Raw genomic sequence first — 15,217 nt, 5'->3', positions numbered from 1 at the left:
GGGAAGAAAGCAATGACACTCGGTATCGTATCAGCGGCCTATGTCGCCGCAGCCGTCCTCTTCATCCTGTCTCTCGGCGGCCTGTCCGGACAGGAAAGCGCCAAGCGGGCCGTCTGGTACGGCATCACCGGCATGGCGCTGGCGGTGGTCGCCACCGTCTTCGGGCCGGATGTCGGCAACTGGTTTATCGTCGTCCTGATGATCGCCGGCGGCTCAGTCCTCGGCTATTACGTTGCATCGCGCGTCCAGATGACGGAAATGCCGCAGCTTGTTGCGGCATTGCATTCCTTCGTCGGACTTGCCGCCGTGTTCATCGGCTTCAACGCCCATATCGAAGCCTGGCGGATTGCCGGCATGGACGAGACGGCCCGGTCGATGCTGTCCGGCTTTGCCGCGATCCTCGCGCACAAGAGCCCGGTCGAGCTGTCGATCATGCGCGTCGAGGTCTTCCTCGGCGTGTTCATCGGCGCTGTCACGTTCACCGGATCCGTCGTCGCCTTCGGCAAGCTGGCCGGCAAGGTCGACGGCAAGGCCAAAAAACTGCCCGGCGGCCATCTGCTCAACGCCGGTGCGGCCGCGCTCAGCATCATCCTTCTGGTCGCCTATGCCAACGGCGCCGGCGCCTGGGCGCTGATCCTGATGACGCTTGCCGCCTTCTTCATCGGCTATCACCTGATCATGGGCATCGGCGGTGCCGACATGCCGGTCGTCGTCTCGATGCTGAACAGCTATTCCGGCTGGGCGGCCGCCGCCATCGGCTTCACGCTGGGCAACGACCTCCTGATCGTCACCGGTGCGCTGGTCGGCTCGTCCGGCGCGATCCTCTCCTACATCATGTGCAAGGCGATGAACCGATCCTTCGTCTCGGTCATCCTCGGTGGCTTCGGCGGCACGACGGGGCCGGCCATGGCGATCGAGGGCGAGCAGATCGCCATCGATGCCGAGGGTGTGGCGACCGCGCTCAACGAAGCCGACAGCGTCATTATCGTCCCGGGCTACGGCATGGCGGTGGCGCAGGCACAGCAGGCCGTGTCGGAACTTACGCGCAAGCTGCGGGCGGCCGGAAAGACGGTGCGCTTCGCCATCCACCCGGTCGCCGGCCGGCTGCCGGGCCACATGAACGTGCTGCTCGCCGAAGCCAAGGTGCCCTACGACATCGTCATGGAAATGGACGAGATCAACAACGACTTTCCGCAGACCGACGTGGTCATCGTCATCGGCTCCAATGACATCGTCAATCCGGCAGCTGAAGAGGATCCGAACTCGCCGATCGCTGGCATGCCGGTGCTGCAGGTCTGGAAGGCAAAGCAGGTGTTCGTCTCAAAGCGCGGCCAGGGAACGGGCTATTCCGGCATCGAGAACCCGCTGTTTTACAAGGAGAACACCCGGATGTTCTACGGTGACGCGAAGAAGTCGGTGAGCGAGCTTCTGCCGCTGATCCGGTAGCTATCGAGGTCATGCCCCGCACCGGCGGCGTCACTCCTCGTTCGGGATGTTCAGGAGCTCGCCGCACGCCTTGCAGTGGACAGCATCCGCATCGTGCCGCTGCAGACCGCATGTCGGACAGCTGAAGGCAACCTTGTGCGGCCGGAAGATCGCCTGCGCGAGCCGCACGAACAGCGAGATGCCGATGATCATCGTCACGACGGAGGTGAGCTTTCCAAGCGTTCCGGGAAGGACGATGTCGCCGAAGCCGGTCGTCGTGACAGTCGCGACCGTGAAGTAGAGCGCATCGACGAAACCTTCACCGGCATCCCGGCCGTAGAAGAAGCTCGTGTAGACGAAGCCTGTGACCATGAAAAGAAAGACGACGACGTTGATGCAGGCACGCACCACGTCCCGGTAGACCAGCCAGCCTGCCCAGCGCAGCCCCTCGCGCACCAGCGGGCTGTTGCCGACCGCCCAGACCCGCATTGCCCGCAGGAAGGCAAAGTTGAACAGCGCGTCGGGAAACAGCAAGGTGACCAGGATGATCAGGTCGATCCACGTCATGATCCGCTTGAAGAAGGCGCCAAGCGACGTGGACGTCACCGCCCGCCCGGAAAGCTCGATGCCGATCCAGGCCGCGATCGCGTAGTCTATGAGCAGGTAGCTCGGCGTATCCCTGAGGTAGGGACCGAGAATGAAGAAGGCGAGGATCAGCAGGTCGATGCAGGCGAACAGTGCCTGCAACCGAAGCGCCCAGGGCTCGCGCCCTTCCTCCAGCCGCCGCAGGCGCGCCTGCATGCCGGGAAAATAGCCGCCGCGTCTGGCCGCTGTCGCTTTTATCTGATGCATGCGATGAAGCTAGCCGCTCCAGGCGCCCCGTCAAGTCGCAACGCAAATGCGGGTGCGATAGCGCAGTCAGCCGGCTGACCCGCACCGATGGCCGCCGGCCCCGACCAACGGCGATTGGATTGCGGATCAGCGAAGGCCACTGATCAGCAGTGGCCGGCACGCAGCGTTGACAGTTGAATGACCCCATCCTTCGACAGGATGCCGGAGAGCTCCGACTGCACGTCGCTCACCAGAGCCTGACGCGCCGCTTCGATATGCGATGCCGCCGAAGATGCACCCAGCGATTCTGCGATACCCATGGCATAGCCGATCATGTTGATCAGCGCGAAATACTCCTCGCGCCGTTCGTTGCACTCCAAATCAATTTCAGAACGGTTCATGCCTTACCCCTTCCACAAACGTGAGGGTAAAGTGACACAGGTTATCGTTGCATGCGCGTTGCAAAGCCGTTGCACACGCAGCGCGTGACGCCATTGCGCGGAGCTAACTGGTTAATTCGACGGAAGAACCGGGTAGAGCCGACGCCACAGGGGCGTCGCATGAAACGTCCACTCTCGCTTGGATTGTACGGCGCCGTCGATATGGACCAGTTTGTCCAGTAGCAGACATGCGTCACTCCGCTTCTGGTCGACGAATGCATCGCTGACGATTGCCCTCAACCAGGTGCCGTCGACACCAGCTACCGAAGCCATGCTCTTCCATGTGCGGTTCTTGTAGAAGAGCGATCGGCCGGCTTCAGCAAGCCTTGCGGCCTGCGATGGATCAAGAATGTCCAGCCGCACAGCATTTTCGAGGGTGGCGTCTAGATTGACGATCGGAACGGTGAGCGACGGGTAACAGAGCTCCGCCGGCCCGTGAAGCAGCGCGACATCGGCGTCGTCAACCCGCGCGCCAAACGCATAGTCGTCAAAAATCCGGCCGATGCCGAGCATGCCGAAGGCTTCGCACTCCGCCGCCCTCAGAGCCCCCATGCTGGCAGCGCCGAGCACCGGCACCCCCTGCGACAGCGCGAAAAGGAGTTCCTTGTGCCAGACCGGCGCGACCATCTCGAAGAAGCCGTCGATCAGGCCGATAGCCGAGGCGCCATCTTCCAGGGCCCGCATAACGTCCCCCTGCCGCGCGGGAGGACGGATGTCGACCGAGCCACCGGCAACGGCTGCAGCATCCGGCAGGCTCGGCCCAACGAAGACCACCTTCATGCGAGAGCCCGCGACAGTGCCCGCGCTCCGAACCGGAGCCGGCGGTCACCGTCCGGATTTTCAAGCTGCGGTGCGATAACCTTCACGACCGCCGCCGGCAGCCAATCCGGCGCGAGATCGACGGCGTAGAGCTTGCCAATTCCCTTCGACGTCAACTGGCTGGTGATCACGCCGACGGCTTCCGCCGCCGTAGCGGAATGGAGAAACGGCAGTTCGCAAAGGTCAATCTGCCGTAGCGCCTCGAAGGCGGCCAGGGTTTCCGGCGCGACGACCTTCTCGAACATCTGCGGCAGCAGGTCGTCCCGCGCGCCGGCGATGAAGGTCATGCGCGACTGGATGGCTTCCGTCACCGCGCGACCGGCGGCGCCCGTCGGCGAAAGCGAACAGCCGCAACCGAGTGTCACCTCGACATGCCGCGTGACGGCGTTTGCCGACCCTGCCGCCGGTCCAAGCACGGCCGCGACGCAGGGAATGTCAAGATCGGTGGTGATATCGAACAGCGCGATGTCCAATTCCGCAGCCTTTGTCTTCGCAAGCAACGCCCGCAGATCGTCATCGGCAAGCGTCTCGTGGTCGATCCGCCGCGCGTAACGCTGGTGGAGCGGCAGGATCTGCCACAGGGTCAACGCATCGCGTTCCACGCGCTCCAGCACTGCGTGAAGCACAGCTTCCTCGCGCGTATTGCCGGAGGCGAGCCCGTCCGATGACCGCCAGAACCGGGGATCATCTTCGGTCCGATCGAGATGGACGGCGTCGAAAGGCAGCCAGATCGGTTGGTCGTCGGGGAGATGCTGTGCCCGAACCCACTGCAGCACCTCGTCGGTTGCGAGCGGCTTTTTGCCAGCGGCGACCAGGCTGTCGAGCTTGTCGGCTCGCTCGCCTCTGGCCGTGAGACCATCAAGACTGTCCTTGATCAGAAAGCAGGTGGGCTGGGTGGCGACAGATCGCTCGACAGCCTCCATGGCAGCCGAGGTGCGGGCAGCGTCATCCTCAAGACCCTTTCCCTGCGCAATCACGATCGCCCGGGCGTTCGGCGCAAAGGCGCACCAGACGGGGATGCCGATACGGTCGAGATCCGTCTGCCGCGACAGGCGGGTGATGCCGAGCCTCGACAGGAACGGCGATACCCGATCGAAAGTCTCGCCGGCAGAGCAGATGCGGTAGGAGGGATTTGCCACGAAAGGATCACTGCGTGATTGGGAGTTGCGGCATGGCGGCCCGACAGGCCATCACAGCAATAAGATGCATCGGTCAAGGGTCGAGCGCGTCGGCGCGCTTGGACCGTCGGTACTTTCTCAGACGCCTCTATAGGTCGACGGCGCTCGAACCGAGCCGACTAGAGCCATCAAATGCCCTACCACCGGCGATGACTAAGGTACCAATCACTCTTCCGCTGGGGCCGCAGGGCGACATGCAAGCCACGACAGAGTCTGCACAATAAGAGGCACCGGCTCCTGCAGGCGGCAGAAGAACCGGGAGCTGACTGATCTGTGCCGCCAAGCAGCCGAACGATCACGCAGCGCGTAACCGCTCAGCAACCGCTTGATTGTCGCGAGCCGGAAAGCCGGTCGCGCCCGACAGTATCAGCCTTCCAGGAAGCCGGAGGCGATCTCCGAGGCCGACGAGACTGCGACGGCGAAATCAACATCCTTCATCACCGTGCCACCCGCCTGACGCACGGATTCAACCGCTGCCAGATTGCCGGAAAGACCGCCTTCCAGAGGCGTTACGCTGCCCCTTGCGAGATCTGCAAGCCAGAGGCCATCTTCGCCCGGGATGCCGATGAGTACAACTTGTGCCATTGCCATTCCTCCTTAAAATCCGGCCTTCGTCAGGCCTTCGCGATAGATTTCACGCTGCCAGTCTTCCTTGAGCGGGATCACCTGGAGCCAACGCTCGTAATCGAATCCCGGATTGTCTTTCAGGACCCTCTGCCGGCAGCGGCGGGCCTTAGAAGTCTCACCGAGCATGCCCCAGCATGCGGCTGCAAGCCGGTCAGCCGGGCGGGAATCGCGCATCCGGCTGATATATTCGATCGAGTCGCTGTAGGCGCCGAGAAAGAAGCTGGCGCCCGCGGCCGACCATAGATAGGTATCCGGCGAAAGCGGGTTGAGATCAATAGCGGCCTTCACCTTATTCAAGCCCTCGGCCGCTTTTCCGGCATGCACCAGACTGTCGGAATAGCTCAGCAGAACATCCGCGTAATGCGGGCTCATGGTTTCCGCCTGTTCAAGGGCGTGGAGGCTGTCGTCGATCCGGCCGCGATACAGCTGGCTGACGCCAAGCTCCTTGTAAGCCCCCGCCAACCGCCCATCGCGCTCGATCGCCGTATTGGCCAGCTTTTCGGCCTGCAGCAGCAGCTCGTCATCGCCGCGCGCGGTCAGGATCCATTCGAGGCTGAGCGTTCGGGAAATCCCGACCAGCGCCATGCCGAAATCCTGCTCGTGATCGAGCGCCTCGCGAAAATGCCGCCGCGCCTTGCGCACAGCCGGCAAAGTGAGGTCCGACAGGCTCTGCAAGCCGCGCAGATAGGCGAAATAGGCTTCGGGTGCCTGGTGGAACTGGTCAGCAAACGGAGCACGGCTGTTCATCAGGTCGATCAGCGAGGTCTTTATGGCGCCGGCGATCTCGGCCCGCTGATCGGCGATCAGCCGCGGATCCATCTGGAAGCGTTTTGCCCAGACGATCTCGTCGGTCGGCATGAAGATCAGCTGCACGAACAGCCATTCGCCGGACCTCTGCGTATCGAGCGCGTAGATGACCCGATGACGTTCCAGAAGGCTCGCCTTGTCCTTTGACGCGCGGATGCGCTCGGACGTGTAGGGCGCCACAACCGACACCGCCCGGCTGGAGCACAGGTCGATGGTCAAATCCTCGATCAGCGCATTGGCGACCGAGCCGGCGCGCTGGGCACCCTGCAGCGTTTCCGGTGGCAGCAGCGCGACGCGCGGCGGCGATTCGCCCAGCAGTTCCGACTGCTCGACGATGATCGAAGAGGTCGGCTGCAGCGGGATCGCCGGCTTGGCCGTTGCCGGCACGGAGGCGGCCGGCTTTGCCTCGGCGGGCGAGGCGGAAAGATGACGGCGCACCTCTTCGTCACCCGGATCCCATTCAAGAAGCACGATGGCGGCGCGATGCACCTGCGCCCGGGCGCCAGCCGCATCGGGGGAGGCGGCAAAGGCCAGGAAGCGCTCGCGCAGCAGCGAGACGTGTCGGGCGCGAACGTGACGAACCCATTGGTCGATCGGAGTCGCGCTCTTACCCTCGCTCGGGAGGAATTGCGTGACGACGGCGCGGCAGGAGGCTTCCAGCTGCTGGACCGGCGTGCCGACTGCCTCGATGTCGAGGTCGCAGGCAAGCGCCGTCCGGTCGACGGTGATCGTCGATCCGTCGGTGGTGATCAGAGGATGGGGAGAATGAGCGCTCGCCTGGACAAGTCGCCGGACCGTCGACCGGAGATTGGTCGCCGCCGACTCACGATTGCCGGGCCACAACAGATGCGCGAGGTCCCGACGCTGGATCGGCTGGCCTGTCTCGTAGAGATAGGCCAGCATGATCAACGCCATCAGCGGCGCACGGATCTGGCCGCCGCTGTTGTCGGTAAGTTGGCAATTCCCCAGCGTGGTGAGGGTGAAGGCCATCTGGTGTCAGTGCGCAGCGTGCACCGCGTCCTTGGTCTGACGACCAGTGGCGGCTTCAGCAGCCAGCGACTGGACGAGACCGAGGATGCTCTGGCGGACGCGCTTGTCTTCGATTGCCGAAAAGGCGGTTGCCAGGGCCACGCATTCGCGCGAGCCGAGAAATTCGCTTGCCGCATCGCCGAGAAGTTCCGGGTTGGCGCTCATGGCGCCCGGGCCACCTTCGAAGAAGAACGGGATCGGAACGTTCAGCACCTCGGCAATGTGCTGAAGGCGGCTGGCGCCGACGCGATTGGCGCCCTTTTCGTACTTCTGCACCTGCTGAAAGGTGATGCCCAGGCCCTCGCCCAGCTTTTCCTGACTCATGCCGAGCATGGTCCGACGCAGTCGGATCCGGGATCCGACGTGGACGTCGATGGCATTGGGGGATTTCTTCAAGTTCTTCGCTCCGGCTGAATCGTTGTCTAAAACATCATTGCGGAAAAATTAGCGGCCCGCAACTGAGTTGCGTGCATATACGAGCATGTAACCGAATTAGCAAGACAGAGTTGCATATTCGACACCTTATATTAGCGGCGGCCTCGCGAACCCACGACGCGAGCACCCGAGCCGAACCGGCGCCCTTTGCCCCACGTTCATTTTGTCCTAGGATGAAGATCAAACGAAAGGGACCGCCTATATGCATCTCTCCAGTCGTCAAACCGACATCATGAGGATCGCCAAGCAGCAGGGGCGGGTCCTCGTCGACGAACTGGCGGCGCGTTTCGCGGTATCCCCACAAACGATCCGCAAGGACCTGAACGACCTCTGCGACGGCCGTGCATTGATCCGCATGCATGGCGGTGCACTGTTTCCCAGTGGCAACGAGAACGTCCGCTACGAAGCGCGCCGGTCGATGGCGGCCGCCGAGAAGCAGGCGATCGGAAGGGCGGCCGCCTCGATCATCCCCGACCAGTCCTCGCTGTTCATCAACATCGGCACGACCACGGAAGCTGTGGGCGATGCTCTCGTCGATCATCGGGAGCTGATGGTGATCACCAACAACATCAATGTTGCCAATCGCTTGCGGGTCTTCCCATTGATCGAGGTGGTGATTGCCGGGGGCGTCGTGCGCGGCTCGGATGGCGGGATCGTCGGAGAGGCCGCGGTTGATTTCATCCGCCAGTTCAAGGTCGATTTCGCGGTCATCGGCGTCTCCGCCATCGATGAGGACGGCGCTCTCCTGGACTTCGATTTTCGCGAGGTGAAGGTGGCGCAGGCGATCATCGAGAACGCCCGCCACGTCATCCTGGTCTCGGATGCCTCGAAGTTCGACCGCACTGCACCGGTGCGGATCGGCCATATTTCCCAGGTGCACACGTTTATCACCGATCGCTGCACCTCGGAAAATGTCAGGGGCGTCTGCGCCGCGCAGGATATTCGGCTGATCGAGACCAACAGCCGGCCGGAATAACCCACACATCGATGCTTTCGTTTGACGCTCGACACGGGTTCACTTAGGATCTTTTCGGCTTCATTTGAAGTCGTTTGAAGCGGCAAGGGATTGGTTCATGGTGGACGCGCCTGTCTTTGATATCTTCGTGGTCGGCGGCGGCATCAACGGCTGCGGTATCGCCCGCGATGCTGCGGGCCGCGGCTACAGTGTCGCACTGGCGGAAATGAACGACTTCGCTTCAGGCACCTCGTCGGGTGCTACCAAGCTGATCCATGGCGGGCTTCGCTACCTCGAACACTATGAGTTCCGCCTCGTCCGCGAGGCGCTGATGGAACGCGAAGTGCTCTGGGCGATGGCGCCGCATGTCATCTGGCCGCTGCGTTTCGTGCTGCCTTACCAGAAGGGTGGCATCCGCCCGGCCTGGATGATCCGCCTCGGGCTCTTCCTCTACGATCATCTCGGCGGCCGAAAGCTGCTCCCGGCAACGAAAACGATCGATCTGAAGCGCGACGAGGCCGGCAAATCGCTGAAGCCGATCTTCGGACGGGCATTCGAGTATTCCGACGGCTGGGTGGACGATGCCCGCATCGTCGTGCTCAACGCCCGCGATGCGGCCATGCGTGGCGCGACCATCTACAACCGGACGAAGGTAGTTTCGGCCCACCGCCAGGAAGGCCACTGGTCGATCAGCATCCAGAACACCGAGACTGGAGATACGCGGACGGTGCAGGCGCGGATGCTCGTCAACGCTGCCGGCCCCTGGGTGGATCAGGTGCTGTCCGGCGTGGTCGGCCGCAACAATGCGCACAACGTCCGTCTGGTGCAGGGCTCGCACATCATCGTCCGCAAGAAGTTCGACCATGCGCGGGCCTACTTCTTCCAGAACCCCGACAACCGGATCTTCTTCGCCATCCCCTACGAAAGCGATTTCACCCTGATCGGCACCACGGACCGCGACTACACCGGCGACCCGAAGGATGTCAGGATCAGCGGCCCGGAGATCGAGTACCTCTGCAACGCCGCCAGCGAGTATTTCGCGCAACCCGTCCGCCCGGACGATATCGTCTGGAGCTACTCAGCCGTCCGGCCGCTCTTCGACGACGGCGCCTCCAAGGCGCAGGAAGCCACCCGTGACTACGTGTTGAAGCTGGAAGCACCCGATGGCGAAGCCGCGATCCTCAACGTCTTCGGCGGCAAGCTCACCACCTATCGCCGGCTGGCGGAACACGCGCTGGAAAAGATCGGCGAGGCGATCGGTACCAAGGGCTCATCCTGGACCGCCGGCAGCCGGCTCCCCGGCGGCGACTTCGCCGTCAATGGCTACGAAGATCAGGTCAAGCGGTTGCGGTCGCTCTACCCGTTCATCGAGAAGCGGCATGCCGAGCGGCTCGTTCGCTGCTACGGAACCGACGCTGCAACCCTCATGGGCACAGCCGCCAGCACTCTCGACCTTGGTCGCCACTTCGGCGGCTCGCTCTACGAGGCGGAAGTTCGCTGGCTGGTCGAGAAGGAGTGGGCGCGGACTGCCGAGGACATTCTCTGGCGCCGCACCAAACAGGGTCTGTTCCTGACGACAGACGAAGCGGCCGGCCTCGACGCGTACATGACGCGGGTCCGCCAGACGGCCTGATCTCCACCCATGAGCTGTCGGATCGGCAGCTCCAACTACCTGCTGAGCTTACCGTTTCCAGGGCCCTGAACGGCTCGCGGACGCAGGCGTATCGCTGCGCCGGCGGCGGGCCTTACGCGAGGCTTTCGTCACCTCCTCGGCATGGCCTGCTCAAGGGCTTGAACGATGCCGCCAAGGCCTCGCGTTAACCTTTCGTTAACCAAATCAGCAGTACCCATCATCAACGATTTGTTTACGTAGATGACCAAAGTGCTAACAGACGCTCGCTCGATCCGGATCAAGGGACGCTCATTCCTCGCCGTGGTGCTGTCACCGGACCTGCCGCTCAATGACTGGCTGGCACGGCTCGACGACCTCGCCGCACGTTCTGCCGGCTTTTTCCTCAACAGACCGGTGGTTCTGGACGTCACGGATCTGCCGATCGATCGGGCTCAGCTGAAGGAATTCCTCGGCGAACTGACGGCGCGCAACGTCAGCATCATGGGCATCGAGGGCGCTCGGCCATCGATGATCGCGGCCGGCATGCCGCCGGTCCTGAAGGGCGGACGACCGGCCGGCGACGTGGAAGTTGCCGCGACCGAGCCTACCCTCGAGGCGACCGCCGAGAAGCCGAAGACGGGCGACGAAGATGCGCCGACGGCTGCTCCCGTGACGCTCGAAAGCCGGCCGGTGCTGCAGTCCCTGGTCATCCGCGAACCCGTAAGGTCCGGGCAATCGATCATCTTTACGGAAGGTGACGTCACCGTCATCGGGTCCGTCGCATCCGGCGCGGAAGTCATCGCCGGCGGCTCGGTTCATATCTACGGAGCCTTGCGTGGCCGCGCCATGGCAGGCTCGGTCGGCAATGCTTCAGCGCGCATCTTCTGCCGCAAGCTGGAAGCGGAGCTGATCGCGATCGACGGAATATACAAGGTGGCCGAGGATCTGCCGGCCGATCTGCTGGGCAAGCCCGTGCAGCTCTGGCTCGATGGCGATTCGATCATGGTCGAGAAACTCAATTGAGCGACCAAGCTCAAGCACAGGAGAGAAAGATGGGGAAGGTAATCGTCGTCACGTCGGGCAAGGGCGGGGTTGGCAAGACGACCTCGACGGCAGCGCTCGGTGCAGCGCTGGCGCAGCGCGGCGAAAAGGTCGTCGTCGTCGATTTTGACGTCGGTCTGCGCAATCTGGACCTCGTCATGGGTGCGGAACGCCGGGTCGTCTACGATCTGGTCAACGTCATCCAGGGCGACGCCAAGCTGCCCCAGGCACTGATCCGCGACAAGCGGCTGGAGACGCTGTTCCTGCTGCCGGCCTCCCAGACCCGCGACAAGGACAACCTGACGCCCGAAGGCGTCGAGTGGGTGATTGCCGAGCTGAAGCGCTACTTCGACTGGGTCATCTGCGACAGCCCGGCCGGCATCGAGCGCGGTGCGACGCTTGCCATGCGGCATGCGGACGTTGCCGTCGTCGTCACCAATCCGGAAGTTTCTTCGGTTCGTGACTCCGACCGGATCATCGGACTGTTGGATTCCAAGACGCTGAAGGCCGAACGCGGCGAGCGGATGGAAAAGCACCTGCTGCTGACCCGCTACGACGCGGCGCGCGCCCAGCGCGGCGACATGCTGAAGGTCGAGGACGTGCTCGAGATCCTGTCGATCCCGCTGCTCGGCATCATTCCGGAAAGCATGGATGTGCTGCGTGCCTCCAACCTCGGTGCGCCAGTAACGCTCGCCGACGCGAAGTGCGCTCCGTCGATGGCCTATTTCGAAGCTGCGCGTCGCCTGGCAGGCGAGACCGTTCCGGTTTCCATGCCCGAGGACAAGCGCGGTATTTTCGGCAAGATCTTCGCTCGGAGGGCCGCATGAACATCTTCCGGCTTTTCAACAAGCAGCGCTCTGCCCCCTTGGCCCGCGAACGCCTGCAGGTTCTGCTGGCTCACGAACGGGCTGCCACCAGCTGCGATCTCGTCTCCATCCTGCGCGAGGAGATCCTCGCCGTCATCGCCAAGCATGTCGAGGTCGATGCCGAACGGGTCAAGGTGAAGATGGATCGCGGGGAACACATGTCGATCCTGGAGATCGACGTGGAGATCCCGCTAAACGCCACCATGCAGGCAGCCTGACTGCAAATGCTAGTAAGAACGGGGAGCTGAAAGCTTCCCGTTCTTCGCGTTTTGCGGAAACCGGTCAGGACGCGTGGGTCAAGAGGGTCGCGCGGATCTTCTGGAGTGCCTGATCGCTATCCGAACCGTAGGGGATCATTCCCTTGAGACGGCCGTCGGCACCGATCAGCAGCAGCGACGTTGTGTGGCTCATGTGATAATCGCTGTCGTCGCCGAAGCTGCGCGACGCGTGGATCATCCAGCCGTCCGTCACCTTCTTCATTTCCGCGGGATCGCCGGTGACGCCCGTAATCCGGTCGGTAATCGCCGTCACATAGGCATGCATCACCTGCGGCGTATCGCGCTGCGGATCGATGCTGAAGAAGTACGCCTTCAGTTTCTCGCCATCCGGCCCGAGCCTGTTCAGCCAGTCCGTCACTTCGAAGAGTGTCGTCGGGCAGACCTCCGGGCAGTGGGTATAGCCGAAGTAGACGATCGACGGCGCACCCTTGAACAATCCTTCATCGACCGGCGCACCGCGATCGTCGACAAGCGAGAAGCTGGCCTGAAAAGGGCCGTTGCGCGCCCGCGCACTGTCGGCGGAAACCCAGAACATCACGCCGACCAGAGCCGCGAAGAACACGCCGGCACATCCCATCGCCAGAAGCGTCAGAGGATTGCGGTTCATTCCAGATACTCCGATTGGTCATCTTCGCCGTCGGCGAGACAGGTAGCATATCGTCAGGGAGCGGCAATGCGTCAGTTTGACAGGGGCGGTCCACGTTGCCCCTGCCACGAGCGTCAAGCCCTTGCCTCGCACGCGCTAAGCACCGCTTCGTCCAGCCGAAACTTTAAGGATCAACAAATCGTTCCCCGCGCCTTTCTAATCAGGCACTCGTTGCCTATCTTCCGCTTAAGCCTTGTCGGTGACAATGGCTTCAGCGGGAGACTGAAGAGGCGGGGTAAGGGCGATTTTCAAGAAGTATGCATGGCCGGTGGTGGGCCTGATTGCCGTCGCGGTGTCCGCCTGGTTTCTGTATCGTGAGCTGCGCGGGGTCTCGCTGGATCAACTCGGCGACAGCTTCTCCGCCATTTCTCTGCATCGGTGGCTGTTGGCAGGCGTCGCCGCCCTCGTCGCCTATATCGCACTGGCGGGCTATGATGCCCTGGCGCTCAGGCACCTTCGTCGCAAGATCAGCTTCCTGTTCATCACCCTCACCTCGTTCACCACCTACGCTATCTCGCACAATCTCGGCGCCTCGGTCTTGTCCGGTTCGCTGATCCGCTACCGCGCCTATTCCTCGAAGGGCATGTCGGCGATCGAGATCGGCCAGCTCGTGGCCTTCTGCTCCTTCACCTTCGCGCTCGGCACGATCCTGCTGAGCGGCATCAGCCTGACCTTCGATCCGGCGCTTGCTGGGCGCTTCATCGACAGCCTGTCGCCGGAGATGGCACGCGCCATCGGCATCCTGCTGCTGCTTGCGGTGGCTGCCTATGTCTACGGAAGCTGGCGAGGTCTGCGGCCACTGGTTCTCGGCCCGATCAAGATCTTCTATCCCAACCTGCGGACAGTCTTGCTGCAACTGGTCATCGGCCCGCTGGAACTGCTTGGCGCTGCCGCGATCATCTACTTCGCGCTGCCGGAGGCGGCCAATCCCGGGTTTTTCACCGTGGTCGGGATTTTCCTGATGTCATTTTCGGCGGCGCTCGCGTCCACCGCGCCAGGTGGACTGGGCGTTCTGGAGCTGCTGTTCGTCAAGGGGCTGCCGGAGATAGACCCGTCGGACGTCCTTGCCGCCCTGATCGTCTTCCGGCTCCTTTATCTGCTCATCCCGCTCGCATTGTCGCTGGTCGTCGTGCTGGTCTTCGAGCGAAACCTTCTGCGCCGCCAAAGCTGACTTCAGGGACGTCGGCTGGCAGAACGCATCCGCACGTTCATCAGTTTGACAGAAGACGAGGTCAGTTTCGGCACTGCGTGGTGTTCAGATCGGCATTCCGCTGTGATTTGATGGCACGGCAAACGGAGATGAGACATGCATTGCAAATTGATCGGGGTGCCCCTGCAGGACGGCGCGTCACAGTTGGGTTGTGAAATGGGCCCGAGCGCGCTGCGGACCGCGGGGCTGGCGCCCGCTTTGCGGGACCTTGGCCATCAGGTCACCGATCTCGGCAATCTGTCGCCAACGCCATCCGATGCCTCGCCGCACGCCAACCCGACGCTGCGCAATCTGCCCGTCGTCAGCGGCTGGATCCGTGAGATTGCTGAGACTGCCTACCGGGAAAGCGCCGAGGGCATGCCCATCTTCCTTGGCGGCGACCACGCGCTGTCCGCGGGCAGTGTCTCGGGCATTGCCCGCCGGGCCGCCGAGGCCGGCAAGCCACTCTTCGTCCTGTGGCTCGACGCGCATACCGATTTCCACACGCTGGAGACCACGACCAGCGGCAACCTGCACGGCGTGCCGGTCGCCTATTTCACCGGCCGGCCCGGTTTCGACGCACATTTCCCGGCCCTCGATACGCCAGTCGATCCTGCCAATGTCTGCATGATCGGCATTCGCAGCGTCGATCCGGCCGAACGCGCGGCACTCAACGAGACCGACGTCGTCGTCCACGACATGCGGGCAATCGACGAATATGGCGTTGCGGTTCTGCTGCGTGCCTTCCTGGAACAGGTAGAGGCGGCCGATGGGCTGCTGCATGTCAGCCTCGACGTCGATTTCCTCGACCCATCCGTCGGACCGGCCGTTGGTACCACCGTTCCGGGCGGCGCGACGTTCCGCGAGGCACATCTGGTGATGGAGATGCTCCACGACAGCAAACTTGTCTCCAGCCTCGATCTGGTCGAGCTCAATCCCTTCCTCGACGAGCGCGGCCGCACGGCAACCATGCTGGTCGACCTGACCGCGAGCCTGATGGGCCGCAAGGTCATGGACCGCCCGACCCGCCGCTACTGAT

At 63.0% G+C, this 15,217-nt stretch carries 16 protein-coding genes; 8 read left to right on the top strand and 8 right to left on the bottom strand.

From position 1 onward, the window contains the following. Positions 1 to 12 precede the first annotated feature (12 nt). Positions 13 to 1,446, top strand: a complete 1,434-nt coding sequence (locus ACR65N_RS07960; RefSeq protein ID WP_440456523.1) for an NAD(P)(+) transhydrogenase (Re/Si-specific) subunit beta — start codon at positions 13 to 15, stop codon at positions 1,444 to 1,446. Between the two features lie 30 nt (positions 1,447 to 1,476). Here the strand turns inward: ACR65N_RS07960 and ACR65N_RS07955 are convergent, their stop codons facing one another. The 7 genes from ACR65N_RS07955 to ACR65N_RS07925 form a co-directional block, all read right to left on the bottom strand. After that, positions 1,477 to 2,226: a potassium channel family protein gene (locus ACR65N_RS07955; RefSeq protein ID WP_440456790.1), complete on the bottom strand. Its 750-nt coding sequence runs from the start codon at positions 2,224 to 2,226 to the stop codon at positions 1,477 to 1,479. 194 nt (positions 2,227 to 2,420) lie between these two features. Next, the gene (locus tag ACR65N_RS07950; protein WP_430306981.1) at positions 2,421 to 2,657 is read right to left on the bottom strand and encodes a hypothetical protein; all 237 of its coding nucleotides are present in this window, start codon (positions 2,655 to 2,657) and stop codon (positions 2,421 to 2,423) included. Positions 2,658 to 2,768: 111 nt separating this feature from the next. Then, positions 2,769 to 3,476 carry a TfuA-like protein gene (locus tag ACR65N_RS07945; RefSeq protein WP_440456522.1) on the bottom strand — a complete coding sequence of 236 codons (708 nt, stop codon included), beginning with the start codon at positions 3,474 to 3,476 and terminating at the stop codon, positions 2,769 to 2,771. Next, positions 3,473 to 4,654 carry a YcaO-like family protein gene (locus tag ACR65N_RS07940; protein ID WP_440456521.1) on the bottom strand — a complete coding sequence of 394 codons (1,182 nt, stop codon included), beginning with the start codon at positions 4,652 to 4,654 and terminating at the stop codon, positions 3,473 to 3,475. The genes ACR65N_RS07945 and ACR65N_RS07940 overlap by 4 nt, the downstream gene beginning before the upstream one ends. A 405-nt stretch (positions 4,655 to 5,059) precedes the next feature. Beyond that, positions 5,060 to 5,278, bottom strand: a complete 219-nt coding sequence (locus ACR65N_RS07935; protein WP_430306978.1) for a hypothetical protein — start codon at positions 5,276 to 5,278, stop codon at positions 5,060 to 5,062. 12 nt (positions 5,279 to 5,290) lie between these two features. Continuing rightward, entirely contained in the window at positions 5,291 to 7,117 is a 1,827-nt protein-coding gene (locus ACR65N_RS07930) for an AfsR/SARP family transcriptional regulator (protein WP_440456520.1), read from the bottom strand. Between the two features lie 6 nt (positions 7,118 to 7,123). Further along, entirely contained in the window at positions 7,124 to 7,552 is a 429-nt protein-coding gene (locus ACR65N_RS07925) for a helix-turn-helix domain-containing protein (protein WP_430306976.1), read from the bottom strand. Positions 7,553 to 7,793: 241 nt separating this feature from the next. On the opposite strand from ACR65N_RS07925, the gene ACR65N_RS07920 reads away from it, so the two are divergent. From ACR65N_RS07920 to minE, 5 genes are all read left to right on the top strand, one after another. Continuing rightward, positions 7,794 to 8,567: a DeoR/GlpR family DNA-binding transcription regulator gene (locus ACR65N_RS07920; protein WP_440456519.1), complete on the top strand. Its 774-nt coding sequence runs from the start codon at positions 7,794 to 7,796 to the stop codon at positions 8,565 to 8,567. Between the two features lie 97 nt (positions 8,568 to 8,664). Further along, entirely contained in the window at positions 8,665 to 10,179 is a 1,515-nt protein-coding gene (gene glpD, locus ACR65N_RS07915) for a glycerol-3-phosphate dehydrogenase (RefSeq protein WP_440456518.1), read from the top strand. A gap of 240 nt (positions 10,180 to 10,419) precedes the next feature. After that, on the top strand, positions 10,420 to 11,181 hold the full coding sequence (gene minC / locus ACR65N_RS07910; RefSeq protein WP_440456517.1) for a septum site-determining protein MinC: 762 nt from the start codon (positions 10,420 to 10,422) through the stop codon (positions 11,179 to 11,181). Positions 11,182 to 11,210: 29 nt separating this feature from the next. Further along, the gene (gene minD, locus ACR65N_RS07905; protein ID WP_430306972.1) at positions 11,211 to 12,026 is read left to right on the top strand and encodes a septum site-determining protein MinD; all 816 of its coding nucleotides are present in this window, start codon (positions 11,211 to 11,213) and stop codon (positions 12,024 to 12,026) included. Next, the gene (gene minE / locus ACR65N_RS07900) at positions 12,023 to 12,283 is read left to right on the top strand and encodes a cell division topological specificity factor MinE (protein WP_440456516.1); all 261 of its coding nucleotides are present in this window, start codon (positions 12,023 to 12,025) and stop codon (positions 12,281 to 12,283) included. The genes minD and minE overlap by 4 nt, the downstream gene beginning before the upstream one ends. A gap of 64 nt (positions 12,284 to 12,347) precedes the next feature. On the opposite strand, the gene ACR65N_RS07895 is transcribed toward minE, so the two are convergent. Further along, positions 12,348 to 12,950: an SCO family protein gene (locus tag ACR65N_RS07895; protein ID WP_440456515.1), complete on the bottom strand. Its 603-nt coding sequence runs from the start codon at positions 12,948 to 12,950 to the stop codon at positions 12,348 to 12,350. 283 nt (positions 12,951 to 13,233) lie between these two features. Here ACR65N_RS07895 and ACR65N_RS07890 point away from each other — a divergent pair, with 283 nt between their 5' ends. Both ACR65N_RS07890 and rocF read left to right on the top strand, forming a co-directional pair. Further along, positions 13,234 to 14,160, top strand: a complete 927-nt coding sequence (locus tag ACR65N_RS07890) for a lysylphosphatidylglycerol synthase transmembrane domain-containing protein (protein ID WP_440456789.1) — start codon at positions 13,234 to 13,236, stop codon at positions 14,158 to 14,160. A gap of 135 nt (positions 14,161 to 14,295) precedes the next feature. After that, complete coding sequence (gene rocF / locus ACR65N_RS07885; RefSeq protein ID WP_440456514.1) at positions 14,296 to 15,216, top strand: arginase; 921 nt, start codon at positions 14,296 to 14,298, stop codon at positions 15,214 to 15,216. The last annotated feature ends 1 nt before the right edge of the window (position 15,217 follow it).

It is taken from the genome of Rhizobium sp. SAFR-030, assembly GCF_059415005.1.
This window is presented reverse-complemented; position numbering and strand designations above follow the sequence as displayed.